The organism is Micromonospora sp. CNZ322, from assembly GCF_007827755.1.
This window is the reverse complement of record NZ_VITD01000011.1, coordinates 219,265-245,473: the sequence shown is the minus strand read 5'-3', so window position 1 is coordinate 245,473 and position 26,209 is coordinate 219,265. Positions and strand designations below refer to the sequence as shown.

Annotated in this window: 22 protein-coding genes; 7 read left to right on the top strand and 15 right to left on the bottom strand. The window is 72.1% G+C overall.

All coding sequences use genetic code 11. The features are described from left to right. The first annotated feature begins 234 nt into the window (after nucleotides 1-234). A complete protein-coding gene (locus FB453_RS24645) occupies nucleotides 235-3,267 on the top strand; it encodes a BTAD domain-containing putative transcriptional regulator (protein ID WP_145793891.1) in 3,033 nt (1,010 codons plus the stop codon). Nucleotides 3,268-3,274: 7 nt separating this feature from the next. Here FB453_RS24645 and FB453_RS24640 read toward each other — a convergent pair whose 3' ends face one another. The 6 genes from FB453_RS24640 to FB453_RS24615 all read right to left on the bottom strand — a co-directional run bounded on the left by FB453_RS24640 (nucleotide 3,275) and on the right by FB453_RS24615 (nucleotide 11,561). Next, nucleotides 3,275-3,829, bottom strand: coding sequence for a dihydrofolate reductase family protein (locus FB453_RS24640; RefSeq protein WP_145793889.1), 555 nt, complete (start codon nucleotides 3,827-3,829; stop codon nucleotides 3,275-3,277). Between the two features lie 73 nt (nucleotides 3,830-3,902). After that, a complete protein-coding gene (locus FB453_RS24635; protein ID WP_486480417.1) occupies nucleotides 3,903-4,469 on the bottom strand; it encodes a hypothetical protein in 567 nt (188 codons plus the stop codon). 17 nt (nucleotides 4,470-4,486) lie between these two features. After that, complete coding sequence (locus FB453_RS24630; protein WP_145793887.1) at nucleotides 4,487-6,334, bottom strand: alpha/beta hydrolase family protein; 1,848 nt, start codon at nucleotides 6,332-6,334, stop codon at nucleotides 4,487-4,489. Then, nucleotides 6,335-8,113, bottom strand: coding sequence for an N-acetylglutaminylglutamine amidotransferase (locus FB453_RS24625; protein WP_145793885.1), 1,779 nt, complete (start codon nucleotides 8,111-8,113; stop codon nucleotides 6,335-6,337). It lies immediately after the preceding gene. A gap of 99 nt (nucleotides 8,114-8,212) precedes the next feature. Then, nucleotides 8,213-10,882 carry a carboxylate--amine ligase/circularly permuted type 2 ATP-grasp protein gene (locus tag FB453_RS24620; protein WP_186718496.1) on the bottom strand — a complete coding sequence of 890 codons (2,670 nt, stop codon included), beginning with the start codon at nucleotides 10,880-10,882 and terminating at the stop codon, nucleotides 8,213-8,215. Nucleotides 10,883-10,994: 112 nt separating this feature from the next. Then, on the bottom strand, nucleotides 10,995-11,561 hold the full coding sequence (locus tag FB453_RS24615; protein ID WP_145793883.1) for a DJ-1/PfpI family protein: 567 nt from the start codon (nucleotides 11,559-11,561) through the stop codon (nucleotides 10,995-10,997). A gap of 53 nt (nucleotides 11,562-11,614) precedes the next feature. Here FB453_RS24615 and FB453_RS24610 point away from each other — a divergent pair, with 53 nt between their 5' ends. Then, entirely contained in the window at nucleotides 11,615-12,559 is a 945-nt protein-coding gene (locus FB453_RS24610) for a DJ-1/PfpI family protein (RefSeq protein ID WP_145793881.1), read from the top strand. Nucleotides 12,560-12,684: 125 nt separating this feature from the next. On the opposite strand, the gene FB453_RS24605 is transcribed toward FB453_RS24610, so the two are convergent. The 5 genes from FB453_RS24605 to FB453_RS24585 all read right to left on the bottom strand — a co-directional run bounded on the left by FB453_RS24605 (nucleotide 12,685) and on the right by FB453_RS24585 (nucleotide 16,389). Further along, entirely contained in the window at nucleotides 12,685-14,037 is a 1,353-nt protein-coding gene (locus tag FB453_RS24605) for a cellulase family glycosylhydrolase (RefSeq protein ID WP_145793879.1), read from the bottom strand. Nucleotides 14,038-14,127: 90 nt separating this feature from the next. Then, nucleotides 14,128-14,730, bottom strand: coding sequence for a dihydrofolate reductase family protein (locus tag FB453_RS24600; RefSeq protein ID WP_145793877.1), 603 nt, complete (start codon nucleotides 14,728-14,730; stop codon nucleotides 14,128-14,130). A 134-nt stretch (nucleotides 14,731-14,864) separates the two neighbouring features. Next, nucleotides 14,865-15,431 carry a TetR/AcrR family transcriptional regulator gene (locus FB453_RS24595; RefSeq protein WP_145793875.1) on the bottom strand — a complete coding sequence of 189 codons (567 nt, stop codon included), beginning with the start codon at nucleotides 15,429-15,431 and terminating at the stop codon, nucleotides 14,865-14,867. Between the two features lie 4 nt (nucleotides 15,432-15,435). After that, nucleotides 15,436-15,996 (bottom strand): carboxymuconolactone decarboxylase family protein, encoded by a 561-nt coding sequence (locus FB453_RS24590; protein WP_145793873.1) that lies wholly within the window; start codon nucleotides 15,994-15,996, stop codon nucleotides 15,436-15,438. A gap of 33 nt (nucleotides 15,997-16,029) precedes the next feature. Beyond that, nucleotides 16,030-16,389, bottom strand: a complete 360-nt coding sequence (locus tag FB453_RS24585) for a nuclear transport factor 2 family protein (protein ID WP_145793871.1) — start codon at nucleotides 16,387-16,389, stop codon at nucleotides 16,030-16,032. Between the two features lie 169 nt (nucleotides 16,390-16,558). On the opposite strand from FB453_RS24585, the gene FB453_RS24580 reads away from it, so the two are divergent. Continuing rightward, a complete protein-coding gene (locus tag FB453_RS24580) occupies nucleotides 16,559-17,536 on the top strand; it encodes an aldo/keto reductase (protein WP_145793869.1) in 978 nt (325 codons plus the stop codon). Here the strand turns inward: FB453_RS24580 and FB453_RS24575 are convergent. Genes FB453_RS24575 through FB453_RS24565 form a run of 3 tightly spaced genes read right to left on the bottom strand, consistent with a single transcriptional unit; the run spans nucleotide 17,530 to nucleotide 20,619 of the window. Further along, nucleotides 17,530-18,294 carry a YqjF family protein gene (locus FB453_RS24575; protein ID WP_112589536.1) on the bottom strand — a complete coding sequence of 255 codons (765 nt, stop codon included), beginning with the start codon at nucleotides 18,292-18,294 and terminating at the stop codon, nucleotides 17,530-17,532. The two genes, FB453_RS24580 and FB453_RS24575, sit on opposite strands and share 7 nt — an antisense overlap. A gap of 37 nt (nucleotides 18,295-18,331) precedes the next feature. After that, nucleotides 18,332-19,489 carry a winged helix DNA-binding domain-containing protein gene (locus tag FB453_RS24570; RefSeq protein ID WP_145793867.1) on the bottom strand — a complete coding sequence of 386 codons (1,158 nt, stop codon included), beginning with the start codon at nucleotides 19,487-19,489 and terminating at the stop codon, nucleotides 18,332-18,334. Then, complete coding sequence (locus FB453_RS24565) at nucleotides 19,486-20,619, bottom strand: epoxide hydrolase (RefSeq protein WP_145793864.1); 1,134 nt, start codon at nucleotides 20,617-20,619, stop codon at nucleotides 19,486-19,488. Before FB453_RS24565 ends, FB453_RS24570 begins: the two co-directional genes overlap by 4 nt. A 62-nt stretch (nucleotides 20,620-20,681) precedes the next feature. On the opposite strand from FB453_RS24565, the gene FB453_RS24560 reads away from it, so the two are divergent. The 4 genes from FB453_RS24560 to FB453_RS24545 all read left to right on the top strand — a co-directional run bounded on the left by FB453_RS24560 (nucleotide 20,682) and on the right by FB453_RS24545 (nucleotide 24,248). Then, nucleotides 20,682-21,650 carry a helix-turn-helix transcriptional regulator gene (locus FB453_RS24560; protein ID WP_145793862.1) on the top strand — a complete coding sequence of 323 codons (969 nt, stop codon included), beginning with the start codon at nucleotides 20,682-20,684 and terminating at the stop codon, nucleotides 21,648-21,650. Between the two features lie 94 nt (nucleotides 21,651-21,744). Further along, nucleotides 21,745-22,668, top strand: coding sequence for a sigma-70 family RNA polymerase sigma factor (locus FB453_RS24555; RefSeq protein ID WP_145793860.1), 924 nt, complete (start codon nucleotides 21,745-21,747; stop codon nucleotides 22,666-22,668). Between the two features lie 113 nt (nucleotides 22,669-22,781). Further along, a complete protein-coding gene (locus tag FB453_RS24550) occupies nucleotides 22,782-23,666 on the top strand; it encodes an alpha/beta fold hydrolase (RefSeq protein WP_145793858.1) in 885 nt (294 codons plus the stop codon). A gap of 120 nt (nucleotides 23,667-23,786) precedes the next feature. Beyond that, nucleotides 23,787-24,248: a DUF5709 domain-containing protein gene (locus FB453_RS24545; protein WP_112589637.1), complete on the top strand. Its 462-nt coding sequence runs from the start codon at nucleotides 23,787-23,789 to the stop codon at nucleotides 24,246-24,248. Nucleotides 24,249-24,299: 51 nt separating this feature from the next. On the opposite strand, the gene FB453_RS24540 is transcribed toward FB453_RS24545, so the two are convergent. Further along, complete coding sequence (locus tag FB453_RS24540) at nucleotides 24,300-25,880, bottom strand: DHA2 family efflux MFS transporter permease subunit (RefSeq protein ID WP_145793856.1); 1,581 nt, start codon at nucleotides 25,878-25,880, stop codon at nucleotides 24,300-24,302. Nucleotides 25,881-26,209: the final 329 nt, after the last annotated feature.

The window sequence follows — 26,209 nt, the reverse complement described above, 5'->3', positions numbered from 1 at the left end:
TGGGCCGGACCGGAAGGGGTTGACATGTTTCTACCCGGTGAAGCCCCCGCGCGCCATGACCACGACGGCGCACTTCGGGCCGCCGGGTGCCACGACGCGAACCCTGCTCTTCAACATCCCCGCGATCTTGCACTTTGTGCGGCCGTTATGCGGCTTCCTCGCCTTATGTCGCCGCAGAAAGTGCAAGATCGCGCAATGGGTCGATGTCGTCCTGTCGACGCTAGGATGACCGCCGTGCAGTTCGGGGTGCTCGGGCCGCTCGCCGTGACCACCGACGCCGGCGAGCCGGTGGTGGTGCCCGGCACCAAGGTACGGGCGTTGCTGGCCGACCTGTTGGCCAACCGCAACCAGGTGGTCTCGGCGGACCGCCTCATCGACGACCTGTGGGGTGACGACGCCCCCGCCAATCCGGCCGGAGCCCTCCAGGTGCGGGTGTCGCAGCTGCGCAAGGCGCTCAACGATGCCGAGCCCGGCGCCCGCGAGCTGGTCGAGTCCCGGCCACCCGGCTACCTGCTGCGGGTCGACGCGGTCGACGTCGACCGTTTCGACGAGCTGGCCCGCTGCGCCGACGTCGAACGGCTGACCGTGGCCCTCGCGTTGTGGCGCGGCGAGGCGTACGCCGACGTGGCCGACGCCGAGTTCGTGCGGGCCGAGGCGGCCCGCCTCGCCGAGCAGCGCCTCGTCGTTCAGGAGCGGTTGGCGCAGGCCCGGCTGGCCCGGGGTGAGCATGACCTGGTGGCCGCGGACCTGGCCGAGCTGGTCGCCAGACATCCGCTGCGCGAAGGCCTGCGGGCGGTGCAGCTACGCGCGTTGTACGCGGCCGGCCGCCAGTCCGAGGCGTTGGAGAGCTACGCCGAGCTGCGGGCCCGGCTCGCCGAGGAGCTGGGCCTCGACCCCGGCCCGGAGCTGGTCGCCCTGCACCGCAGGATCCTCGAACAGGATGCTGGCCTGAACGCCCCGCCGAAGGCGGCGGTCATCCGGAACAACCTGCCGGCCCCGCTCGACGAGTTGATCGGCCGGGACGAGGCGCTGGCCGAGCTGCTGGCGTTGCTGCCCCGCCAGCGGCTGGTCACGCTGGTCGGGCCGGGCGGCGTCGGCAAGACCCGGCTGGCCACCGAGACAGCCCGCGCGTCGTCCTACCCGGACAATGTCCGACTGGTCGAGCTGGCCCCACTCCCGGCCGGTGACGCCCGCGTCGCCGAACAGGTGCTCGGCGCGCTGGGCGCCCACGAGGCCGCCGGAACGACCCAGTCCCCCGCCGACCGGGTGGTCACGGCCCTGCGGCACCGGCAGTTGCTGCTCGTGCTCGACAACTGCGAGCACGTCATCGAACCGGTCGCCGAGCTGGTCGCCCGGCTGCTGCGCGACGTGTCCGGGGTGAGCGTGCTGGCCACCAGCAGGGAGCCACTCGGGCTGACCGGTGAGCTGCTCTGGGAGGTACCCCCTCTGCCGGTGCCCGACGACGGTGACCTGGACGCGGTCCGGCGCTCGGCGGCGGCCCGGTTGTTCGTCGCCCGCGCCGCCGCGCAGCAGCGCGGGTTCCGCCTCGACCGGCAGACCGCGACGGCGGTGGCCCAGCTCTGCCGCCGCCTCGACGGTCTGCCGCTGGCGTTGGAGCTGGCCGCGACGCGGGTCCGCGCGCTGGGCGTACGCGGGGTGGTGGACCGGCTCGACGACCGGTTCCGGCTGCTCACCACCGCGCAGCGGGACGTGCCACCCCGGCAGCGGACGCTCACCGCGGTGATCGGCTGGAGCTGGGACCTCCTGGACGAACCCGACCGGGTGGTGCTCGCCCACCTGGCGGTGTTCCCGGACGGCTGCACCCCGGAGGCCGCCGAACAGGTCTGCCGAACCGACCTGGACGCCCTCGCCCGGCTGGTGGACCGGTCGCTGGTGGTGCTCGACGACTCCGGCACGGCCCCCCGCTACCGGCTGCTCGAATCGGTGGCCGCGTTCTGCCTGGAACGCCTCACCGACGCCGACGAGGTACGCGGGCGGCACGCCACCTACTACACCGAGCTGGCCGAACGGGCCGACCCCGGGCTGCGCGGGGCCGACCAGCGACGGTGGCTGGCCCTGCTCGACACCGAGCTGGCGAACCTTCGGTCGGCGCTGGCGCACGGTGGCGGGCTGCGCCTGGCGGTCGCACTGAGCTGGTACTGGTTCCTACGCGGCCGGCTCACCGAGGCACGGCGGGCGCTGGCCGTACCCGGCGACCCGGAGCAGGAGGCCCGCGCGGCACCCTGGCGGGTCGGCTTCGCCCTGTCACAGGGTGAGGTGATCGCACCGGACGACGTGCGCGCCGCAGTGGCCGCCGACCCGGACAGCCACGCCGCGTGGTTCGCGGCCAACGCGGTGATCGAACACGGCGACCTGGCCCTGGTGTCGGAGCTGCTGCCCACCACCGCCACCGACCCGTGGATCGAGGCCGCGGTGCTCACCTCCCTGGCCCACATCGCCCACGCCAACGGCGACCAGGCCACGCTGGAGCGCACCGCGACCCGCAGCGCCGCGCTCTTCGCCGACCTCGGCGACCGGTGGGGTCGGCTCCGGGCGACCGAGTGGGTGGGTGGGCTGGCCGACATGCGCGGCGAGCACGAGCGCGCCGCCGCGCTGCACCGGGAGGGGCTGCGCTGGGCCGAGGAGTTGGCGCTGTGGCCGCAGGTCTGCGCCGAGCTGTCCTGGCTGGCCTGGCTCGCCGTGCAGACCCGCGACTACGCCCAGGGTCGGGAACTGGCCGAACGCGCCTATGACCTGGCGGTGGAGCAGGGCTCGCCCGGCGCGCTGATCTTCGCGGAGATGAGCCTCGGGCTGGCCGCCCGCCGCGACGGCAAGCTCGACCTGGCCGTCACCCACCTCAGCCACCTCGCCGACCTGGGTCGAGGAGAGAACCAACCCGCGCTCTACCTTCCGATGGTGCTGGTGGAGCTGGGCTACGCGGTCGAGCAGGGCGGCGATCCGGACGCCGCGTTGGCCCTGCACATCGAGGCGTTCGAGGTCGCCGAGGCGATGGCGACGATGCGAGACGCGATCAACCCACTGGAGGGGATGGCGGCGGCGGTGCGCTCGCCCGAGGTCGCCACCCGGCTGCTGGGCGCCGCGGCCGCCGCCCGGCTCGCCACGCAGTCGCCCGCCGCACCGGCCGAACGCGACGACACCGACCGGACGGCAGCGCGACTGCGCGCCGAACTCGGGCCGGAACGCTTCGACGCGCTGCTCGCCGAGGGCGCGAAGCTGAGCCCGGGCGAGGCCCGGGCCCAGCTCTGACCGGTGCTCAGGAGGTCACCTTCGGCGCGTACGAGGCGACGATCACGCCGCTCTTGTGCACCCGGGTGTCGACCAGGTCGAACGACGCCTTGACGTCGGTCAGCGGCGCGGTGAGGCTGGGGCCGCCCTCCAGCACCGGGTGGATCCAGAACCGGACCTCGTCCACCAGGCCGGCGCGGATCAGCTGGGCGGTGACCGAGCCGAAGCCGTACTGGATGATGTTCTTGCCCGGCTGGGCCTTGAGCGCGGTGACCGCCTCGACCAGATCGCCCTGGAGCACCTCCGTGTTGTTCCAGGTGGGGTTGGTCAGGGTGGTCGAGGCGACGTACTTCTTGACGTTGTTGAAGTACGCGGCGCCCGTGGTCGGGTCGCTCTCATCCATGTTCGGCCAGACGGAGGAAAAGCCGTCGTAGGTGGCCCGGCCCATCAGCATCGCGTCGGCCGCCTCGGTCTGCGCCCCGGCCAGGCTGGCGGCCTCCTCGTCGAAGTACGGCATGGTCCACATCGGGTTGTCGATGACGCCGTCGAGGGTGATGTAGGTCGAGTTGATGAGCTTGCGCATCGGGATCTCCTGGGTGTTTGTCGTGTTCTCCGGTGACACCCAGAACTCTGCCGGAGCCCGCTTACGATTCGCTTCAGGTGCTCTTACCCGCGTCGTCGACCGGGTCCTGCGCCGGGTCGGTCAACGGGATCGGCAGCGCCTGCGGGGTGACAGTGCCGCCGCCGGTCGAGTGGGCCGGGGCGGGGCGGTCACCGCCGCGGCTGTGCAGCCGTCCGCGCCCGGCCGGACCGGCCCGCCGGGTCACCTCGACTGTCACCATCCGCACCGGCGGTGGCGGCGCGGTGAAACGCCCGACGCCCCACCGCACCCAGATCGGGATCCGGCCGGCGTCCGCCTCCGCGCGCAACTTCTGCACCGTACGGGCCCGGTCGGTGTGGTCGACCTCCACCACGACGGGCGGACCGTCCGGACGGGCACACGCCACGTCGAGCACCGAGTGCCGCTGCTCCAGCGGCGGTGGCAACGGCAGCACGCTGGGCGCGCGCCGGTAGACCCGCCAGCCCTGGGCCTCGGCCCACCGCACCACCGAGTCGATCACCCGCGCGGTGACCTCGTCGGTGTCCAGGTCGACGAAGGTCACCTCGGCCAGCCAGCGACCGAGGTCGGCGGCCAACCGCTCGTCCTGCGCCGCGACCTCCACCGGCGCAGGATAACGCCTCAGCCGACGACGGTCGTCCTCGCGGCGAGGTGCCGGGTCAGCCAGCCGGTGGTGGCCGTACGGGCCGCCTCGGCGTTGGTCCGCGCCAGGAAGTCGTGCCCCTCCCCGACGAGCACCAGGTGCCCGTGCGGCACACCGCGGTCGGCGAGGGCCTGGACGACCTGCGCCGACTCGCCCGCCGGCACGTTGGTGTCGTTGGCGCCGTGGATCAGCAGCACCGGCACGTCCAGCCGGTCGATGTGGGTCAGCGGGGAGAGGTCACGCAGCAGCTCGGCGTCCCGGTGCGGGTCGCCGTACTTGCTGACGGCGGCGGCGGCGATCCACGGCTCGGTGCCGGCGAAGAAGGTCCGGAAGTCGGAGATGCCGCACTCGGCGACACCGGCGGCGAACAGGCCGGGGAAGTTCACCAGCACCGCGAGGACCAGGTAACCGCCGTAGGAGCGGCCCAGAACGCCGAGCTGGCCGGGCCGGGCGACGCCGGCGTCGACGAGGAAGTCGGCGCAGGCCGCCACGTCGGCGATCGCACCGTAGCGGCCGGCGAGGTTGTCGGCGGCGACGAACGAACGGCCGAACCCGGACGACCCACGCACGTTGGGCGCGAAGACAGCGATGCCCTGCGCCACCAGGGCCTGGAACAGCGGGTTGTAGCCGGGACGCTCCTGCGCCTCCGGGCCACCGTGCAGGCTGATCGCGGTCGGCCAGGGACCCGGGCCGGCCGGGCGGTAGAGCCAGCCGGAGAGCGGCAGCCCGTCACGGGCCCGCAGGTCGACCAGTTGCGGCGCGACACCGGCATCGTCCGTACGCGGGACGCCCGTGTCCGGCCGCAGCGGGCGCGGCGCCCCGGTCGACGGGTCGACCAGCCAGACCTCCCGTGGTTGCACCGGCCCCTGGGCGGTGAGGCAGAGCAGGTCGCCGTCGGCGGCGAAGACGGCGTCGCCGAGCACCTCGCCGGGGGCGGTGACGGCACGCTGCACACCGCTGGCGAAGTCGAGCATGCTCAGCTCGCTGCGCCCGCCGTAGGTGTTCCACAGCAACGCTCCGCGCTGCCCGTCCGCGCTGGCCGTGACGTGTTCCAGCTCGGCGTCCGGTCGTCCGGCGAGCCGGGTCGGCGGCTGCTCCGGTCGGGTCAGGTCGACCCGTACCAGCGCGGCGAGTTCGGAGTACGCGTCGGTGCGGGCCAGCACGCTCGTGCCGTCCGGGCCGAACCAACCCTGGTCGGTGCTGCCCCGCCCGGTGTCCGGGAACAGCCGCCGCCGAACGCCTGTGGCCACGTCGAGCACCTCCAGCCAGCGGGCGTTACGGGGACCGCGGCGCAGCAGCGCGGTGCCGGCGTCCGGGGTCACGTCCAGGAGGGTGAGCAGGTCGCCCTGGGCGAGCACCCGCCGGTGGCCGGTGGCCGCATCGACCAGCACTGCCTGCCCGTGCTCGTCGGTCTCGGTGACCGCCAGCACCGCGCCGTGCGGCAGCCAGCCGGCCAGCGCGGCGCTGCGGCGACCGAACCCGGCGACCTGGTGGCGTCGCGTGCCGTCCGGGCGCAGCACCCACAGCTCGGTGCGGGGCGCGCCAGCGGGGGCGACGACACAGGCCAACCACTGGCCGTCCGGGGACCAGCTCAGCGCCAGGACCGGCTCGTCACCGACGGGCAGCGCGACGGGCGCACCCGCGTCGACCTCGCATACCCAGACGCCGGGCGTGCCAGCCCGGTCGGAGAGGAACGCCACCCGGCGGCCGTCGGGGGACGGCGCGGGGGCGAAGTCCTCGCTGATCGGCACCGGCGGTGACACCGGCCGGTGGCTCGCGGGTCGGGGCCGCCGGGCGGTGCGCGGCGACTCAATCCGTACGCTCATCTAAACCCCGATCCGCTGCAACCAGAGCTCCAGCAGCCCGAGCTGCCAGAGCGCGTTGGAGCCCAGCGTGGTCCGCTGGGCGTTCGGCGCTTCCAGCAACTCCTCCAGGTAGTCCTTGCGGAACAGGCCCCGCTCGCGCGCCGGCCGGGCGGTCAGCGCGTCCCGCACGTCGTCGAGCAGTGGGCCGGAGAGGTGCCGGATGGCGGGCACCGGGAAGTAGCCCTTCGGCCGGTCGATCACCTCGTCCGGGACGATGCCCCGGCTCGCCGCCTTCAGCACACCCTTGCCGCCCTGCGCCAGCTTCATGGCCGGTGGGCAGGCGGCGGCCAGCTCGACGACCTCGTGGTCGAGGAACGGCACGCGAGCCTCCAGCCCCCAGGCCATCGTCATGTTGTCGACCCGCTTGACCGGGTCGTCGACAAGCATCACCAGGCTGTCCAGGCGTAGCGCCGCGTCCAGCGCGGTGTCCGCGCCGGGCGCGGCGAAGTGCGCGGCGACGAACTCCAGGCTGGCGTCGTGGTCGAGCATCCACTCGGGCGCCAGGTGCCCGCCGAGCGCGTCGTGGCGACGATCGAGGAACACCCGGGCGTACGCCTCGACGGCGTCCGTGCGGGCCACGTTGGCCATCGGCGGGTACCAGTCGTAGCCGGCGAGGATCTCGTCGGCGCCCTGCCCGGACTGCACCACAGTGATCCGCTGCGAGACCTCCTCGGAGAGCAGGTGGAACGCGACGCAGTCGTGGCTGACCATCGGCTCGCTCATCGCCGCGATGGCCTGGTGCACGGCGGGCACGAACCGCTTCGCGCCGATGCGGATCTGCTGGTGGTCGGTGTCGAAGTGGCGGGCCATCAGGTCGGAGTAGTGGAACTCGTCGCCGCTCTCCCCCGCCGCCGCCTCGAAGCCGATGCTGAAGGTAGCCAGGCCGGTCTGGCCCTGCTCGGCCAGCAGGGCGACGATCAGGCTGGAGTCGAGACCGCCGGAGAGCAGCACGCCGACCGGCACGTCGGCGACCATCCGCCGTCGTACGGCGCTGCGCAACGCCGCCATGAGTCGTTCCTGCCACTCGTCGGCGGACATGGCGGGGGCGGCGGCCCGGTTGAACTCCGGCCGCCAGTAGGTGGTGTCGGTGCTCCGGCCGTCCGCGGTGATCACCCGCACGGTGGCCGGCGGCAACTTGCGGACCCCGGCGAGGATCGTGCGCGGCGGCGGCACCACCGAGTGGAAGCTCATGTAGTGGTGCAGCGCCACCGGGTCGAGGTCGGTGTTCACGTCACCGGCGGCGAGCAACGCCGGCAGGGTCGAGGCGAACCGCACCCGGCCCGGCCCCTCGGCCAGGTAGAGCGGCTTGATGCCGAGCCGGTCCCGGGCCAGCACCAGGGTGTGCGTGGCCAGCTCGACCAGGGCGAACGCGAACATCCCGTAGAACCGCTCGACGCAGGCCGTCCCCCACCGGTGGTACGCCTTGAGAATCACCTCGGTGTCCGAGGTGGACCGGAAGGAGTAACCGGCGGCGGTCAGTTCGTCGCGCAGTTCCCGGTAGTTGTAGATGCAGCCGTTGAAGACCATGGCCAGACCCAGCTCGGGGTCGACCATCGGCTGGGCGCCCGCGTCGGACAGGTCGATGATGCGCAGCCGGCGGTGCACCAGGGCCACCGGCCCCTGCTGCCACCGGCCCTCGCCGTCCGGGCCCCGGGAGGCCAGGGCGGGGAGCATCCGCTCGACGGCGGCCAGGTCCGGTGGCGCCCCGTCGAGGCGGAACTCGCCTCCGATACCGCACATGGCACACACCTCTCATCGGCTGGATCCGCTGGGGGCCGCTGACCGGTCCAGGCTTGGCGGACCGGGTTGCGTCCCGATGACGGGTGGGTCAAGCGTCGGTTACGCCGACGGTTCGTCGGCTCCACCGAGCAGCCAGGTGTCCTTCGACCCGCCGCCGCGCGACGAGTTGACGATCATGCTGCCCGCCGGAGCCACCCGGGTCAGCGCCACCGGCGCAACCTCGGCGGTGTCACCGAGGAACACGAACGCCCGCAGGTCGACATGGCGGGGAGCCAGCGCCGTGCCGTCGAAGACCGGGTGGGTGGTCAGCGCGATCATCTCCTGGGCGATCCACCGGTGCGGGGCCGCGAGGATCTGCTCCCGGACGGCGTCCAACTCCTCCGCCTCGGCGCGGGGGCCGATCACCACCCGGTCACCGCCGTACCCGTCGACCGGCTTGAGTACCAGCTCGTCGAGCCGGCCCAGCACCTCGGCCCGCTGCTCGGGCAGCCCACACAGGTACGTCGGCACGTCCCCGAGCAGCGGCTTCTCGCCCAGGTAGTACTCGATCAGTCGGGGCACGTACGCGTACAGCGCCTTGTCGTCACCGACACCGTTGCCCAGCGCGTTGGCCAGCGTGAGCCTCCCGGCGTGCACGGCGGCGAGCAGCGGCCACCCCAGCGGCACCCCGTCCGCGCCGGGCGCGTGCAGCAGCGCCTCCTCGTCCATCCGCAGGTAGATCACGTCGACCTCGCGGCGGCAGCCCTCGCGGACCAGGCGGACCCGGCCCTCCTCCACCAGCAGGTCGCTGGTCTCGGTCAGCGGCACCCCCATCTCGTCGGCGAGCAGCCGATGCTCGAACCACGCCGGATCACCGGGGCCGTTGCTGAGCACCACCACGGCGGGGTCGTCGGCCGCGGCGGGAGCGGCGGCGACCAGCGCCCGGTACAGCATCGCCGGCGTCTCGTCGGCGGGCAGCAGATCCTCCGGCACCGGCAGCTCCGGCAGCACCGCCCGGGTCAGCCGCCGGTTCTGCACCGCGTAGCCGATCCCGGAAGGCACCCGCAGGTTGTCCTCCAGCACGTACCAGCCGCCGTCCGGGTCCCGGACGAGGTCGGTGCCGGACACCTGGGCGCGGGTGCGACGTCGGCCCATCAGCGCCCCGGTCGGGCGCAGCCCCGGTGAGGACTCCACCACCCACGCCGGCACCACGCCGTCGGCCACCACGGCCCGGTCGGCGTAGACGTCCCGCAGGAACGCGTCGAGGGCACGGGCGCGCTGCACCAGGCCGGTACGCAGGCTCCGCCAGTCGGCGGCGGGCACCACCCGGGGCACCAGGTCGACCGGGAAGAGCCGGGTGCTCGCCTCGCCGGCCACGCTGAACGTCACGCCCCGGGCCCGCTGCTCCTCGTCCCGGTCGTGTTCGCGTTGACGCAGGACCCCGGCGCCGAGTTGGCGCAGGGCCGCGAGCATCGGGGCGTACGCCGGTTGCGGTCCGGCCGGTCCGAAGACCTCGTCGCCGGCGTCGGCGTACGTGGGCAGCGCCGGCGGTGTCGGCGCACCCGGCAGCGGCCCGCGGACCCGGCCCCGGGTCTCGTCGAGCAGCAGGTCGACCACGTCGGCCAACCGGCCCCGTCGCTCGTACGCCCGCCGCTGCCGGGCGGCGGAGCTGCCACGTTCCAGCGCGTACCGGGTCAGCTCGCTGACCTGCTCCCAGTCCCCGGTCGCCTCCAACTGTGGGCGCAGGTCGGTCACCAGGCGGCGGACCGCCTGGGCGGCCGGCACCGGTCGGGCCGACCGGGGCAGGTCGAGCAGGTCACCTTCCAACCCGGAGCGGGCGGCCCGCCACACGGCGGCGCGCAGCACCGGTGGTCGTACGGCAGTGCGCTCCACCCCGGCGCGCAGGGCCGCGACCTCCCGTCGGACGAGCGCCCGGAACAGGCCGGTGAGCAGGACGATGGTCTCCACGTCGGCGTTGGCGTCGGTGATCCGCAGCTCCACTGTGGGCACGTGCGCCGACGGCCGGACGTCGAAATAGATCATGGCGGGGTCGGTGATGGTCTCGGAGGAGATCAGCTCGGCGACCAGCGCCTCGTGGTCCGCGGCGCTGGTCACCTCGCCCGGGTCGCCGGCGGTGGGCCAGCGCTGCCAGACCAGGGACCGGACGCTGGCGTAGCCGCTGTCCTGGCCCATCCAGTACGGCGAACTCGTGGAGAGGGCGAGCAGCGCCGGCAACCACGGCTGGACCCGGCGGGTGACCGCCACCGCCAGGTCCCGGTCGGAGACGCCGACGTGCACCTGCGCGCCGCAGATCAACTGCTCCCGGGCGAGCAGCTGATACTCGTCGAGCATCCGCCGGTAGCGGGAGGTGGGGGTGACACTCGGGTCGCCGTCGGCGCGCAGCGGCACCGTACCGGCCGCCACGATGCCCAGACCGGCCCGGTCGGCGACCTGGACGGCCGCCTGACGCAGCCGGGTCAACTCGGCGCGGATCTCGTCCAGGGTGCGGCAGACCGCGGTGTTGGTCTCCACCACGCTGCGGTGCAGCTCGGCGGTGAACGAGGCCGCCGGCAACCGGTCGAGCAATTCCCCGGCGCGGGGCACCAACTCCCGGGTGTGCAGGTCGACGACGTGGAACTCCTCCTCCACCCCGATCGTGGCCAGGTCCGCCGGGTCGCCGTCGTCCAACGACAGGACCGGATTCGTACGGGGAGCGGGCAGCATCCGGCCGTTGCCGGACCGGCCCACCGGCCCGTCGTACGTCGGCGCGTTCGTGGTGTTGTCGGCCATGGTCACCCCGGTTCGCGTGTCGGTGGTCTGGCTGTCCGACGAGCGTTCCCAGGGTTGGTACCGGTGGTGTTTCCGGCGCGTTAAGGTGACGCGCCCGTTCTGTCCGCGCTGCTCAGCGACTCGCAGCCCGGTACTCGATGGTCGTGGCGACCCGGTTGGCGGTGGCGGCGCCGAGTTCCCGTTCCGTGAGCCACAGCCCCAGATCGAGGCCGGCCGAGAGCGCGCCAGCGGTGACCCGGTCACCGTCGTCGACCACCCGCTCGTCGAGGACTGTGACGTCGTGGGCACGCAACTCGTCGTACGCGTTGCGGTTGGTGGTCGCCCGCCGACCCGTCAGCAGGCCGGCGGCGGCGAGCACCAGCGCACCGGTGCACACCGACGCCATCCACCGCGCCGATGGTGCCAGCTCGGCCAGCCTCGCCGGCAGCACACCACGCCGCGCCTGCGCCCAGGAACCCTCGGCGGCCCGGTTCAGCCATCCGCCACCCGGGACGATCACGCCATCGGCCTGATGCAGCACCTCAGGGACCTGGAGTTGGACACCACGCATGCTGGTGACCAGCCCCGGCCGTTCGACGGCGACCAGCGCCACGTCGAAGCCGGCCATCGACAAGACTTCGAATGGCCCGAAGACGTCCAGTTCGTCGAAGCCGTCGAACACCACGATCTCGATCCGCATACGGCCCAGGATCTCCTGCCGACCGGGCGGCGGCGAGTGGCATCCTTGCCACCATGCGTAAGAAACCCGCCACGCATCGGGTCGCCGTCCTCGCCCTACCCACTGTCGTCGCCTTCGATCTGACCATCGCGACGCAGGTGTTCGGCCACGAGGGTCACGGCCGGTACGCGATGACGGTGTGCACACTGGACGGCGGTTCGGTCACCACCACCACGGACGATCTGGAGCTGAGCGTCGCCGCGACGCTTGACGCGCTCGACGATGCCGACACGGTGATCGTGCCCGGATTCCGCCGTGGTCCGGCACCGCCGCGTGCTCTCGATGCGCTGCGGCAGGCACACCGTCGTGGCGCCCGCATCGCGTCGATCTGCACCGGCGCCTTCGCGCTGGCCCAGGCCGGCCTGCTCGACGGTCGCCGCGCGACGACCCACTGGGCGCACGCCGACGCGCTCGCCCACGAGCACCCACTGGTGCTCGTGGACGCGAATGCGCTCTACATCGACGAAGGCGAGGTGATCACCAGCGCCGGACTCGCCGCCGGTCTCGACATGTGCCTCTACCTCATCGGCCGCGACCACGGGCAGGCTGCCGCCATCCAACGGGCCCGCCACATGGTCACACCGCTGCACCGAGCCGGTGGTCAGGCCCAGTTCATCCCGGCTGGCGTTGCCGGTGAGGACGACGAGTTGGCCACGGTCACCGCTTGGGCGAGCAGCAACCTGCACCGCCCGATCACTGTCGCGGACCTTGCCCGGCAGGGTGTGATGTCCAGCCGTACGCTGCACCGCACTTTCCAGAGCCGGTTCCGGATGAGCCCACGAGCGTGGCTGATCCAGCAACGGCTGCGCGCCGCCTGCACCCTGCTCGAGAACGGCGGGACAACAGTCGACGAAGTCGCACGGCGCACCGGCCTGGGTACGGCGACCAATCTCCGTGCGCATTTCCAGCGGGCCTTCGCCACAACCCCTACCGCGTACCGCCGGGCTTTCACACAGTGACCCCCGCGACGGTGGCCGTGGCTCGGTCGTGGTGGCGGTCGGCGATGTCGGGGTGTCCCGCCGGCCTGGACACCCCGACATCAGCAGTCTCGATTCGATCAATCGCGGTCAAGGAGCGGCCGGGATCACCTCATGTTCGCCACCACGAACGGCGCGTGGCCGTGCAGGTAGTTGGTCCACCCACCGGTCACCGGAGCGCCGGGGCTGAGCAGGTTGGTGGTGTCGGTGCCGACGTCGAGCTTCCAGGCCGTCCAGGAGATGCCGTTCGCCTTCATCCAGTCGATCCAGGACTGCGCCTCCGGCAGGCAGGCCCGGCCGTCGAGGCCGCCATCGGCGTTGCTGGCGCCCCACTCGGTGACGAACAGCGCCAGACCCGCGCGGATCGCCGCGTCGCCCTTGGCGCGCAGCGACGCCCCGTGGGTACAGGAGTAGAAGTGCAGGGTGTACATCAGGTTGGTGCCGGTGACCGGGCTGGCCGCCGCGACGTCCACGTCCTGTGACCAGGTCGGGGTGCCGAGCACGACGATGTTGTCCGGGTCGACGGCACGGATCGCGGACACCACCGCCTGGTGGTACGGCTTGATGACGTTGGTCCAGCTGACCTGGAGCGGCTCGTTGTAGGGCTCCCAGATGACGTTGGGCAGGTGACCGTACCGGCGGGCCAGGTCGCCGAAGAACGCCACCGCCTGGGACTGGTTGTTCTGCGCCTCGTGCGCGTGCCAGTCGACGATCACATAGACCCCGGCGGTGACCGCGTTGTTGATGATGGTCTCCACCTGCGCGCGCGCCTTGGCCGGGTCACTGAGGTACGCCCCCGCCGGCTCCACGCCCATGGCCGCGCGGATCACCTGGAGGTTCCAGTTGTCGCGCATCCAGGTCAACGCGGAGAGGTTCTCGGCGTACGGGGCCGTCTCCCAGTTGAGCCACATGCTGCTGATGCCGCGCAGCTGCACCCGCGCGCCGGATTTGTCGCACATCGTGGTGCCGCAGACCCGCAGTTGCCCGTGCCGCTCGACCGGCGTGCCGGTGGTCGGCGGCGGGGTCGTCGGCGGCGGGGTGGTGGGTGGTGGCGTGGTCGGGGGTGGACCGCCGGCACAGGACGCGCCGTTCACTGTGCAGTTCACCGGGGTGCCGGTGCCGTTGACGAGGAAGCCGAACGAGGTGGAGGCACCGGCGGCGAGGGTGCCGTTCCAGGACACGTTGGCGAAGGTGTAGTGGCTGCCCGAGGTCGTCTGTTGCGCGTTCCACGACTGGCTGACGGTCGAGGAGGACGGCAGGTCGAACTCCACCCGCCAGCTGGTGATCGGGGCGGAGGTGTCGTTGGTGACGGTCACCTGTCCCTGGTAGCCGTTGCCCCAGTTGTTCGTCACGGAGAACACGGCGGTGGCCGCGCTGGCCGGTGTGGCGGCGACCACTGCCACCCCACCGGCGAGCAGGCCGGCGACGGCCAGGGTCGTGACAAGTCTCAGTGTGCGCATGCGGAACCCGCTTCGGATCGACGGTGGTGGTCTGAGGCGGGGCGGCGCCTGCGCGCACAATATCGATCAATGCCTATGGGGGCAAGGCGCTCAGGCCGCTGGGCGTACCCGGTAGGCCAGGTGTGTGACGCCGTCGCCCTCGACGACGCTGAACGGGCCGTCCAGCTGAAGTGGCGCGATCTTCAGGTCGGCGAAGAGCGGGATGCCGGCGCCGAGCAGGACGGGGACGAGGTCGACGTGCACCTCGTCGAGCAGGCCGGCCTCGATGACCTGGGCGGCGATGGTGCCGCCGTTGACACCGACCTCCTTGTCGCCGGCGATCGCCTTCGCCCGGGCGATGGCGCTCTCGATGCCGTCGGTGACGAAGACGAAGGAGTCGTTCTCGGGTGCCCAGCCCTCCGGCACGCTGTGCGTGACCACCACGACGGGCACGTCCAACGGGTGCCGGCCACCCCACCCGCCAGTGATGTCGAAGAGCCTCCGGCCGACGACGAGCGCGCCGGTCCGCTCGGTGAGAGCCCGCAGATGCCGGGCGCTCGTGGCGGACGTGCGAAAGGTCAGCTCGGGGTCGGCCGTTGGCGTCTCGACGTCACCGTTCTCGTACCACTGGAAGAGGTACTTGAAGCCGCCGTGGGACGCGTCCGCGATGTAGCCGTCCAACGACATCGTCGCCCCGGTCGTCACCTTCGTCATCGATCCACTCCTCGGTCCGTGCCGTGTCGGCTCGTCGGCGAGGCCGGCTGTCTCCGGCCCTCAACCAATGGTCGAAGCCGACCGACCGTCCTCGACACGTCCGCCGAACTTTCTCCCAGTGTCAGCCGTGGCCGTCAGGGGCGCAGCGCGTTGAGCACGAGGTCGGCGTACCGGCGCCACACCGCCGGGTCGCGCTCGTCGAGCACGATGAGCTGCCGGACCGCCCCGCAGAGGATCACCCGGATGTCCAGTTCCCCGGCGTCCGGGCGGATCTTGCCGGACGCTCGGGCCGCCGCGACCAGCTGCCCGATCAGGCCCAGGATGCGCGCTGCGGGCACCAGCCTGCCCTCGAAGAACGCGTCGGCGAGGACCCGGTCGCGGGCGAGGCGTCCGAACAGGTCGGGCACGTAGGAACACCACTCCCGGTACGCGTCGACGCCGTCGAGCGCCGCGCGGGTGCGCTGCTCCAGCTCCTGAAACTGCTGCTGGACGACCGCGATGATCAGGTCTTCCTTGCTGGGGTAGCTGCGGTACACCGTCGCGCGGCCCACCCCGGCCCGCTCCGCCACCTGCGGCACCGTCACCTGCAGACCCTGCTCGCTGAAGAGCTCCCGGGCGGCGGCGATGACCCGCTCCTGGTTGCGACGGGCGTCGAGACGGCGATGGGGAGCATCCCTGTCGCTCGGCGTCGGTGGGGCCATGGCCTCAGTCTGCCCGCTCGGTCTCGTCGGTCAGCAGCGGCTCGTCGCCGTACACGGTGGTGAGTTCGACGTCGAGCACCGTGGCCACCCGGCCGAACGACCAGTAGTAGCCGATCACCTGGAGCGCCTCGACGATCTCGCGTTCGCTGAGGATGTGCCGCACCTGGTCGAAGAGGTCGTCGGGAACGCGCGGTGACCGCACCACCTCGGCGGCGAATCGGATGAGCGTGCGGTCGTACGCGGAGAGGTACGGGTTGTCGATGTCGCGGCTGCTGATGATCTCGCGGGTGCGCTCGTCAACACCGGCCGCCGCGGACATCGGAGCGTGCTGGGCCGCCACGAACTCGCACCCGGTGTACTCCGCCACGGTGAGGATGACCAGTTCCCGCGAGCGGGCGGGCAGTTCCAACGAGGTGAACTGCGCCCTCGCGAGCTGGATGAAGGGTGCCACAGTGCCGACCGAGTGGGTCAGCATCTTGACCATCGGGTCGGGCGGCAGGGCGGACAGGACGTCGCGGACGTCGGCCGGAATCGCGTTCGGGTCGGGGTCGGTAAGGCGGGGCATGGCTCTCTCCTGTTTCTGGTCGTCGAGGTGAGGTCAGGCGGGCAGGTCGAAGCCCGTCTCGCTGAGGTGGCGGAAGCGACCGTCCTCGGCGTACGACCCGAAGATGGCGATCTCCCGCTTGGCGGTCGACCCGTCGGCCATGGTGATCTCAAAGACGTGTCGTTCGGCGTAGTGGAGGCCATCGCGCAGCTCGTCGAGGACTCGCACGGTGCCATCGACGATCTGACCACGCACCCGGGTCACCATCTCGACGAACGCGGCCCGGTCGAGGGTCTCGCCGTCGCTGCGGTGGGTGTAGTCGGGGGCGTAGAACTCGTCGAGCGCGTCGGTCAGGTCGCGCGTCGGCTCGAAGACCACCGCGCGCAGGGCATCGCTGATCCGTACCGGGTTCATGGGGCTCCTCGTAAGTCACTGTCGAGCACATCCGGACTCGCAGGTCCGCTTAGCGCCCACCGTACCGGACTCCCGAGTCCACTTCCGGTGAGAGTCGTCACGTACCCGGTGGGCGGCTGTGCCCGCCACGGCGGGTGCGGGTCGGCCGGTCCGGTCGTAGCGTGGGCGCATGCGAACCACCACGCTGGGCAGCACCGGACCCGCGGTCGGCGTCATCGGCCTCGGCTGCATGGGCATGAGCCACGGCTACGACATCACCGGCCCCCGCGACGACGACACGTCGATCTCCGTCATCCGACAGGCACTGGACCTGGGCGCGACGCTGATCGACACGTCGGACGTGTACGGGCCGTACACCAACGAGGAGCTGGTCGGGCGGGCGCTGGCCGGCGGGCACCGGGAGCGGGCCGTACTGGCCACGAAGGTCGGCCTGGTGGCCACCTCCCCCACCGGTGGTCCCGGCAACTCACCGAAGATCGGCAACAACGGCCGCCCGGAGCACATCCGTACGGCGATCGACGAGAGCCTGCGCCGGCTCGGCACCGACCACGTCGACCTCTACCAGCTGCACCGGGTCGACCCGGAGGTGCCCATCGAGGAGTCCTGGGGCGCGATGGCCGAGGTTGTGGCGGCGGGCAAGGCCCGGCAGCTCGGGTTGTCCGAGGTGACGGTCGCGCAGATCGCGCGGGCCCAGGCGGTGCACCCGGTGGCGTCGGTGCAGTCCGAGTTGTCACTGTGGACGCGCGACCCGTTGGCCGAGGTGTTGCCGTACTGCGCCGAGCAGGGCATCGCCTTCCTGCCGTTCTCCCCGCTCGGTCGCGGTTTCCTCGCCGGCCGGTTCACCTCGTTCGACGACCTGCCCGCCGACGACTTCCGGCGTGGCCTGCCGCGCTTCCAGCAGGACGCGCTGCGCGCCAACCTCGCCATCGTCGCCCGGGTCCGGGAGATCGCCGACCGGGCCGGCTTCAGCCCCGCACAGGTCGCCCTCGCGTGGGTGGTCGTCCAGGGTGACCAGGTCATCCCGATCCCCGGCACCAAGACCCCGAAGTACCTGGTGGACAACTGCGCGGCCGCTGATGTGCGGCTCAGCGCCGAGGACCTGGCCGACCTGGACGCGCTGCCCGCGCCCGAGGGTGGCCGCTACTGAGGCTCCGGCGGCCCGGCACCGTGTGGCCGGGCCGCCACCGGCGGGCCGAACCTGACGCCGACACCTGGCGAGTAGAGCACGCTCACCGGTGGCCCGAGCGATGCCGGCAGCCCGGCGGCGGCGACCAACTCGTCATCCAGGTGCAGCACCTCGGCCCGGTGCAGCGGCCAGCTCGGATGCCAGTTCGGCAGGTGCAGCGTGCGCCCGTACGCCCGGGTGTGCAGCCCCCAGCGGGCGGTGACGAAGTGTTCGAGCGGGGTCGGCTCGACGATCCGCTCCCCCACCCGCACCACCATCCGGCTCGTCGTACCCGCCGGCCCCGGCCAGCGCCGCCGGCAGCGGTAGGTGCGACGGTCGCCGTCGCGATCCAACCGCATCGACGACCAGAGGTACGGCAGGCGCAGCGTCGCCCGCGCCACCAGCACCGGCAGCAGGCGGGACGCGTCGAGCGACCGGAACACGACCGCTCGCCGGCCGGCGTCGTCGACGGAGTAGAGCCGGACGTTGGTCTCCCAGAAGGTGCCGAAGTACGGCACCCCCGGGCCGCGGCCGAAGCCCAGCCCGACCATCCGGAAACCGATCAGGCCCACGTAGCTGACCCCCTGCAGCGTGTCCGGACGAGTGCCGGCGGGCAGCAACGGCGCGACCACCTCCGGAGCGACGGCCCAGTGCAGGAAGGTGAGGTCCTCCCAGCGCTGGCGCAGGAGCGCCCAGGGGAACGCCTGTCGGGGTGCGTGGTCGACCGGTTCGGGATGCACCCTCCCATCGTCGCCCAGGCGGTGGGCCGGCGTGGCCTCAGGCGTGCGGACCGACACTGACGGTGCCGATGGTCAGCGACGCCTTGCCCTCCAGGATCTCGCCGACCCGCTCGACCTCCTCCCCCAACGCCCGCTGCTGGGCGGCACCGAGCGTCCGCAGCGGCTCGACGGTGACCCGGATCGAGCGGCCGGAGCGGCGTTGATGCCACACGCCGGCGACCACCCCGTCGACCAGCAGCACCGGATAGTTGCCGGCCTGGCCACCGGCGAGTGCCCGCTCGGCGGCGGCACCGGGGAAGAGCCGTTCGCGGGGGTGACAGCCGACCGCGTACGCGTCGAAGTACGGCAGCAGCCGCAACCCGGACGGCTGGTCGTCGGGGAATTCGGTGTCGTCGGCGGCCACGCAGGCCCGGGTGCCCTCCACCGTCACCTCGGTCAGGTCCAGCGAGTCGAACAGCAACGTCGCCCATCCCGGCGCCACCGCCAGCCACCGGGCGAACTGTGCCGGGGTGGCCGGCCCGTACGCGTATAGGTAGCTGCGGGCGAGGGCGGCCAGGGCGGCGCGACCGGGCATCGGCGCGAAGTCGGGCAGCCACCGGGTCGGGCTGGTGTACGTGCTGACCCGACCGCGATTCGGGCCGAAGCAGACCACTCCGGCCCGGGTGGCGGCGGTCATCGCGGCGATCCACCGGGGCCATTTGTCCTGGAACGCCTCCATGACCAGGTCGCCCGCCCACGGGCCGGTACGGGCGACGATCTCCTCGGTCAGCTCGGCGGTGGTCAGGTCGGCCTCGGCGACCGCGTCGGCGATGGCCGCGAGGACCTGCTCGGTCTGCCGGGGCGTCAGCAGGACAACGCTCCGCTCCCAGGACGGCGCCGGCAACGCGGTCAGCGCGCCGACCCACATCGGCAGGTCCGCTGCGGCGAGCAGGTGCACGGTTCCGCGTGGCCCACGGGTCTTGACCAGCGTGCGGTCGGTCCACAGTGCCCGGCGTACCAGGGCGCGGGTCGTGCCCGGCACCCGCAGCCCGATGGACAGCTCGGCGGCCGACGCGATCTGGGCGTGCGCGCCGCAGATCGTCGACACCACGTCGGCGACGCGTGCGGCATCCGGTGCCGCGTCCGCCGCTGGCGGGCGCAGCCGGTGTCGCGCAAGCCGTCGGGCGGACACCTGCGCCCAGCTCAGCTCGGTCATCGCAGGCCCTCGAAGAACGCGCGGATGTCCGCCGCGTGCGCCAGCGGCTCGTCCATCGCCACGAAGTGGCTGCCCGGGTTGCCCTGCGGCCAGTGGACGATGGTGTTGTCCCGCTCGGCGAGGCGGCGCATCAGCGCGGAGCCGCCGCCGTACACACCGGACGGCACCCGCCGCTGGCCCGTGGGCCAGGCGAAACCGCCATCGTCGGCGACGGTGAGTCGCTCGTACATGGGCCACGACGACGTTCCCGACGTGCCGGTGAACCAGTAGAGGCTCACGTTGGTGAGCAGGTGGTCCCGGTCGATGGCCTGCTCCGGCGTCGGCACCGTCATGGTGAACTCCTTGAACTTCTGCATCATCCAGGCCAGCAGCCCGACCGGCGAGTCGTTCCAGGCGTACGACAAGGTTTGCGGCGCTGCCCGCAGCAGCGCGTGATGGTCGACGCCACCGCTCATCCACTGCTGCATCTGCTCCCACTCGGCGCGTTCCGCCGCGCTCATGTCCGGCACGTCGGCGGCGGTCGGGAAGCCGAACCCGCCGTCGATGTGCACGCCCACCACCTGCTCCGGCGCCGCCGCTGCCACCCGTGGCGCGATGTACGCACCGAGGTCGCCGCCCTGGGTGCCGTAACGGTGGTAGCCGAGGCGGGCCATCAGCTCGACCCACATCCGGGCGAGCCTGTCGATCGTGAACCCGGCAGGCGGCGCCTGCGAGAAACCGTAGCCGGGCACCGACGGCACCACCACGTGAAACGCCTGCGCGGGATCCCCGCCATGAGCGCGTGGGTCGGACAGCGGGCCAATCAGCTCGGTGAACTCGACCACTGAGTTGGGCCAGCCGTGTGTCAGCAACAACGGCAGCGCGTCCGGCTCCGGCGAGCGGACGTGCAGCACATGCACATCCAAGCCGTCGATCTCGGTGACGAGTTGGGGGAAGTCGTTCAGGCGCGCCTCGTGGGCCCGCCAGTCGTAACCATTCGCCCAGTACTCGGTCAGCTCGCGCAGGTACGTCACCGGCACCCCGCGGCTCCAGCCGGTGCCGGGCAACGAGCGGGGCCACCGGGTTCGGGAGAGCCGGTCACGCAGGTCGTCGAGGTCCGCCTGTGGGATGTCGATGCGAAATGGCGTCATGCCGGCAACGCTACGGTCCATATAGGACAGCTTCTGGCACACATCGCTGGCATTCTGGGACCATGTCCGACACCCCCGCCCGACTCCTGGGCCTGCTGTCGCTGTTGCAGACGCCCCGCGAGTGGCCCGGCAGCGAGTTGGCCACCCGGCTCGGCGTCAGCCTGCGCACCATCCGCCGCGACGTGGAGCGATTGCGCGACCTCGGTTACCCGGTGCAGGCGACGATGGGCGCGATCGGCGGATACCGCCTGGTCGCCGGCAAGGCGATGCCGCCGCTGCTGCTCGACGACGACGAGGCGGTGGCGATCGCTGTCGGTCTGCGCACCGCCGCCGGTCACGCGGTGGCAGGCATCGAGGAGGCCTCGGTACGGGCGCTGGCGAAGCTCGAACAGGTGCTGCCGTCCCGGCTGCGGCACCGCGTCAGCGCGCTGGGTGCGGCCACCGAACCGCTGCTCACCTGGGACCGACCGACGGTCGACCCGGAGCACCTGAGCGCGCTGGCCGCCGCCGTCAACAATCGTGAACAGCTGCGGTTCACCTACCGCCGTCGCGACGGCGTGGACACCGAACGGCTCGTCGAGCCGTACAAGCTGGTGTCGGCAGGCCGGCGCTGGTACCTGGTGGGCTACGACAACGACCGCGACGACTGGCGGATCTTCCGGGTCGACCGGATCACCGACCTGCGCCCCACAGGGACCCGGGTCGCCGCCCGGCAACTGCCGGCACCCGACGCCGCCTCGTTCATGACGGAGAAGCTGCTTGAGCTGACGCCCGTCTACCGGGCGGTGGTGACGCTGCACGCACCGATCGAGCGGATGGCGGGCCCGCTCGGTGGTGCCGGCGTCGATCTGGAGCCGATCGACGCGACCTCCTGCCGGTTGCGCAGCAACGCCGACACTCTGGAGTGGCTGGCGTGGCGCCTGCTGACCCTCGGTTGCGACATGGAGGTCCATGAGCCTCCGGAGTTGATCGCGCACCTGCGGCAGATCGGCACCCGGGCGACCCGCGCCGCCAGCCCGTCCGCAGCGTAGGACGGCCGACGGCCCGGGGCATTGGCACGCCGGCCCGCCGTACGCTTGATGGAGCACAAGCGTTCAGAACAGGCGTTTCGGGGAGGAACTGGGCGTGACGCAGAGCGACGGGGAACTGGTCGTGCTCGCGCAGGCGGGAGACGCGGCCGCGCTGGGGGCGCTGCTGGCCCGGCACGAGGCCGGGATGCGGGCCGTCGCGCTGAGCGTCCTCGGTTACGGGCCGGACGCCGAGGATGCGGTGCAGGACACGATGGTCGTCGCCCTGCGTCGCATCGGCGAGATCCGCGACCCGAACGCCGTCGGCCCCTGGCTGCGGGCCATCGTCCGCAACAACAGCCGGATGGCGTTGCGCGGGCCCAGAGCCGTCCCGGTCGCCGAACCCGAGTGGTTCACCCGCCCCGCCGACACACCCACCCCGGAGGAGGCACTGGACCGGGCCGCGATGCGCGACTGGGTGTGGCACTCCCTCGGGCAACTGTCCGAACCTGACCGGCTCGTCACCCTGCTGCGGTACTTCAGCGACGCGTCCTCGTACGAGCAGATCGCGGCCGTGTGTGGCGTGCCGGTCGGCACCGTCCGCAGCCGCCTCAGCCACGCCCGCCGGGCGCTCGCCGGCGGCCTGCGGACGGCGGCGGACGCGGCGCACACGGACGTCGCCGCCTCGAACGACTCGCGGTGGCGGGAGGGCAGCGACATGATCTCCACGGCGATGGGCGGCGACTTCGAGCGGGTGGTCCGCGAGAGCTGGTGGCCGGACGCCGAGATGATCGTGCCAGGCGGCCCGCGCGGTGGCCGTGACCTGGCCATCAACGGCATGAACTGCGACCTGGCCGCCGGGGTACGTCAGCGGCTGCGCAACGTGGTGGCCAGCGGCGACGTGTTGATCTGGGAAACCGACCTGATCAGCCCACCCGACGACCCGGAGCACTGCCCACCCGCGGCGCTGTGGTTGCAGGTGCTGCGCGAGGGCCGGGTGCGCCAGCTCACCCTCTTCCACCCCGTCCCCGCGCTGGTCTGAAAAAACTTCTCCGACCGAGCGAACTTTCCTCTCGACCCGCGCATCTGGTCTGCGTCATGCACCAGTTGCCGTGCCGGCGGACGCCGCGCGGGTCTCGGATCGGGAGATAGTTCATGGGTTTCACCAGCCACGACGTCAGCGCCCTCGCACCCGGCGCCCACACGTTCACAGTGGATGGCGTTCGGCAGGTCTACCACGTCGCCGGCACCGGCCCGGTCTGCGTGGCGCACTCCGGCGGCCCGGGCATCGAGTGGGCGTACCTGCGGACGCCCAGCCTTGAGACGCACTTCACCATGGTCTACGTCGAGCCGGTGGGCACTGGCGCGTCGGGGCAGCTCGACAACCCCGACGATTACCGTCTCGACACATATGTCCGGTTCCTGCACGCCGTCGTCGAGCACCTCGGCGAACCCCGGGTGTACCTCCTCGGGCACTCGCACGGCGGTTTCGTCGTCCAGCGGTACGCGCTCGCCCACCCGGACCGGATCTCCGGCCTCGCCCTGTACGACACCTCGCCCGTCACCGGCGCCGAGTTCTGGGGCGAGGCCATGGCCGGCCTCGCCGCCTACCCGCAGCGGCACCCGGACCGGCCGGAGGCCGCGGCGGTCCCGGCTGCCTTCGCGCAGATCGGCGGCGCGACGGACGACGAGTCGCTGGGGGCCGCTCTGCGCGCCGCCCTGCCGGTGTACTTCGCGGACTTCTGGGGCCGACTGGACGAGTTCGCCCCGTTTCAGGCGGCCGTCCGGATCTGGGCGACGCCGGCCGGCGCGCAGGACCCCACACCCTTCGACGTGCGGGAGAACCTCGCTGAGATCACAGTGCCCGTCGTGGTGATCGTCGGGGCGTACGACTTCATCTGTGGCCCTCGCTGGGCCGAGCAGTTGCACGCGGGGCTTCCGGACTCGCGGCTGGTGACGCTGGAGCGAAGCGGACACTTCGCGCACATCGAGCAGCCGGTGGAGTTCACCGACGCCGTGGCGGAGCTGCTGAAGCGTTGACCCACCGGGCACCGCCCGCCCCGAGGTGGGTTCGTCACAGCGGGCAGGCCTCGGGGTGCGGGCGCGTTGCACGGTCATAGGCTGAGCGCTTTGCTGCACCGCAACGAAGAGGAGACCGCCGTGAGCCAGACCGAACGAGTGGATTCCGTCGACGAGTGGAACGTGGCCGAGGATGACGGCGTCCTGGACGCCTCCGACACCCTCGACGACGACCGGGTCGGCGACCCCCTCGACACCGGCATCGTCGCCGAGGACCACTGGACGGCGGCAAACCGGTTCGGCACCACGCCGGCCGAGGAGCGGGCGGGCGAGTCCCTGGCGCAACACCTCGCCCAGGAGGTGCCGGATGTCGACCCGTACGCCGAGGGTGGCGACGACGAGGACGAGCTGACCCGCCGGGGGTACGAGGCGGAGGCGCGCGCCGGCCGTCTCGTCGCGTACGACGAGGGCGTCCGCGAGGACGACGAGGCCGAGTCGGTGGCGTGGGACGCCGGCATCGACGCGGGTGCCGCCAGCGCGGAGGAGGCGGCGATCCACGTGGTCGAGGACCCGGACGGGCCCGGCGACGGTCCGTTGCGCTGACGCCGTACCCGCCGCGCCCAGCACCTCAGGTGCCGGGCGCGGCGGGGTCGGTCAGTGGATGACGACGGGCGTCCTGGCCTGCTCGCCCTGCGGGTCGTCGAGCTGCGCCGGCTGACGTCGGCGCGGCAGGAACGCCGCCGGGATGAGCGTGAGCACGACCAGCGCGAACGCCACCCAGAACGTGCTGGCGAACGACTTGGCGGCGAAGTCGAGCCCGCGCTCGATGAGCGACGGGTCGACCGGCATCTGCTGAAGCAGCTCCGGCCGCTGCTGGGCGGCGATGGCCAGCCCGGCCTCGGTGACCGGCTTGCCGCTCTCGTCCACCAGGCCGGGGATCTGCCGGGAGCCGTTCAGCTCGTTGGTGAGGATCACCGACATCACGGCGGCGCCGACCGAACCGCCGATCTGCTGGAGGATGTTGACCAGCGTCGAGCCGCGGGCCACGTCGTTGGCCGACAACGTCCGCAGCGCCGACGTCATGATCGGCATCATCGTGCCGCCCATGCCCAGGCCCATCACGAACAGCGACCCGCCGAGCAGCCAGTACGACGTCTGCGGGTCGACCTGGGTGAAACCGAAGAACCCGACGACGATAAGCCCCAGCGCGAACGGGACGGTACGCCCGATCGGCACGCGGTCGGCCAGCGTGCCGGCGATCGGCATGGTGATCATCGCGCCGATGCCCTGCGGCGCCATCAGCAGGCCGGCGGCCAGCGTCGACTCACCGCGCACCTGCAGGAAGTAGCTCGGGAACAGCAGGCCGGCGCCCATGAACGCGATGATGAACACGAACATGGTCACCGACGCGATGGTCAGGCTGCGGTTGCGGAACAGCCGCAGGTCGAGCAGCGGGTGCCGGGGCTTGAACGAGTAGAGCACGAACGCCACCACCAGCGCGCCGCCGACCAGCATCGGAGCCCACACCTTGGCCTCGGCGAAGGTGCCCGCCTCCGGCAGGGACGAGACGCCGTAGAGGAAGAGGGCGAGGCCCGGCGAGAGCATGAGCATGCCGACGAAGTCGAACGATTCGGACGGCTCTGGCGCGTCCTTCGGCAGCGCGACCTGCGCGTAGATCAGGGCGATCAGGCCGATCGGCAGGTTGATCAGGAAGATCCAGTGCCAGCTCGCGGTGTCGATCAGCCAACCACCGAGAATCGGGCCGCCGATCGGCCCCAGCAGCATCGGGATGCCGAGGACGGCCATCAGCCGGCCGATCCGGTGCGGACCGGCCGCCCGGGTCATGATGGTCATGCCCAGCGGCATGAGCATGCCGCCACCGAGGCCCTGCAGGACCCGGTAGCCGATCAGCTCGCCGATGGTGTCGGCCATGGCGCAGAGCCCCGACCCGATCGTGAACAGGGTCAGCGCCACCATGTAGAGCCGTTTGGTGCCGAACCGGTCCGCCGCCCACCCGCTGAGCGGGATCACTGTGGCGAGCGCGAGGGTGTAGGCGGTCATGGTCCAGGCCACGCGGGCGTAGGACGCGTCGAACTCGCTCTGGAATTTGGGCAGCGCCACGCTGACCACCGTCACGTCGAGGATCGACATGATCGCGCCAAGGACGACGACGCCCGCCACCTTGAGCACCGCGCCGTCGAGTTTGTCCGATGTCGCGAGGGATTGCTGTGTCACTAACTCTCCTGAAGTCGATTGAGCCGGCCGACGGTGGGCGGTGGCGGCGATGCCGCGCCAACCGGGCGCGGGGCGCGACGTGCCAGGACGACGACGCGCGGAGGAAGACTAACCGCCAGCTGTGACGATTCGCCGCCGGATTTCGCGACCGCCCGGCCGCGTATCCGATCGGCCGTGCGACTGTGGCCGGACGTCGGGGTGGCAATCAGCCGGCAGAGCCGCGAGCCAGGGGCGGGTCGCGGTCCGGATCAGCGCGGTGCGGCCCGGGTTCGGCTGTGCGACGGCCAAGCGATCACCGTCGTGACGGTTGGCGCGTCCACCAACGGCGC

Bases quoted from the DNA above. Each gene is read 5' to 3' on its own strand.
- FB453_RS24605 (WP_145793879.1), bottom strand. From the start codon at position 14,037: ATGCGCACACTGAGACTTGTCACGACCCTGGCCGTCGCCGGCCTGCTC.
- FB453_RS24615 (WP_145793883.1), bottom strand. From the start codon at position 11,561: ATGCGGATCGAGATCGTGGTGTTCGACGGCTTCGACGAACTGGACGTC.
- FB453_RS24595 (WP_145793875.1), bottom strand. From the start codon at position 15,431: ATGGCCCCACCGACGCCGAGCGACAGGGATGCTCCCCATCGCCGTCTC.
- FB453_RS24590 (WP_145793873.1), bottom strand. From the start codon at position 15,996: ATGCCCCGCCTTACCGACCCCGACCCGAACGCGATTCCGGCCGACGTC.
- FB453_RS24610 (WP_145793881.1), top strand. From the start codon at position 11,615: ATGCGTAAGAAACCCGCCACGCATCGGGTCGCCGTCCTCGCCCTACCC.
- FB453_RS24625 (WP_145793885.1), bottom strand. From the start codon at position 8,113: ATGTGCGGTATCGGAGGCGAGTTCCGCCTCGACGGGGCGCCACCGGAC.
- FB453_RS24600 (WP_145793877.1), bottom strand. From the start codon at position 14,730: ATGACGAAGGTGACGACCGGGGCGACGATGTCGTTGGACGGCTACATC.
- FB453_RS24570 (WP_145793867.1), bottom strand. From the start codon at position 19,489: ATGACCGAGCTGAGCTGGGCGCAGGTGTCCGCCCGACGGCTTGCGCGA.
- FB453_RS24640 (WP_145793889.1), bottom strand. From the start codon at position 3,829: ATGCGCAAGCTCATCAACTCGACCTACATCACCCTCGACGGCGTCATC.
- FB453_RS24580 (WP_145793869.1), top strand. From the start codon at position 16,559: ATGCGAACCACCACGCTGGGCAGCACCGGACCCGCGGTCGGCGTCATC.
- FB453_RS24560 (WP_145793862.1), top strand. From the start codon at position 20,682: ATGTCCGACACCCCCGCCCGACTCCTGGGCCTGCTGTCGCTGTTGCAG.
- FB453_RS24630 (WP_145793887.1), bottom strand. From the start codon at position 6,334: ATGAGCGTACGGATTGAGTCGCCGCGCACCGCCCGGCGGCCCCGACCC.
- FB453_RS24550 (WP_145793858.1), top strand. From the start codon at position 22,782: ATGGGTTTCACCAGCCACGACGTCAGCGCCCTCGCACCCGGCGCCCAC.
- FB453_RS24620 (WP_186718496.1), bottom strand. From the start codon at position 10,882: ATGGCCGACAACACCACGAACGCGCCGACGTACGACGGGCCGGTGGGC.
- FB453_RS24565 (WP_145793864.1), bottom strand. From the start codon at position 20,619: ATGACGCCATTTCGCATCGACATCCCACAGGCGGACCTCGACGACCTG.
- FB453_RS24585 (WP_145793871.1), bottom strand. From the start codon at position 16,389: ATGAACCCGGTACGGATCAGCGATGCCCTGCGCGCGGTGGTCTTCGAG.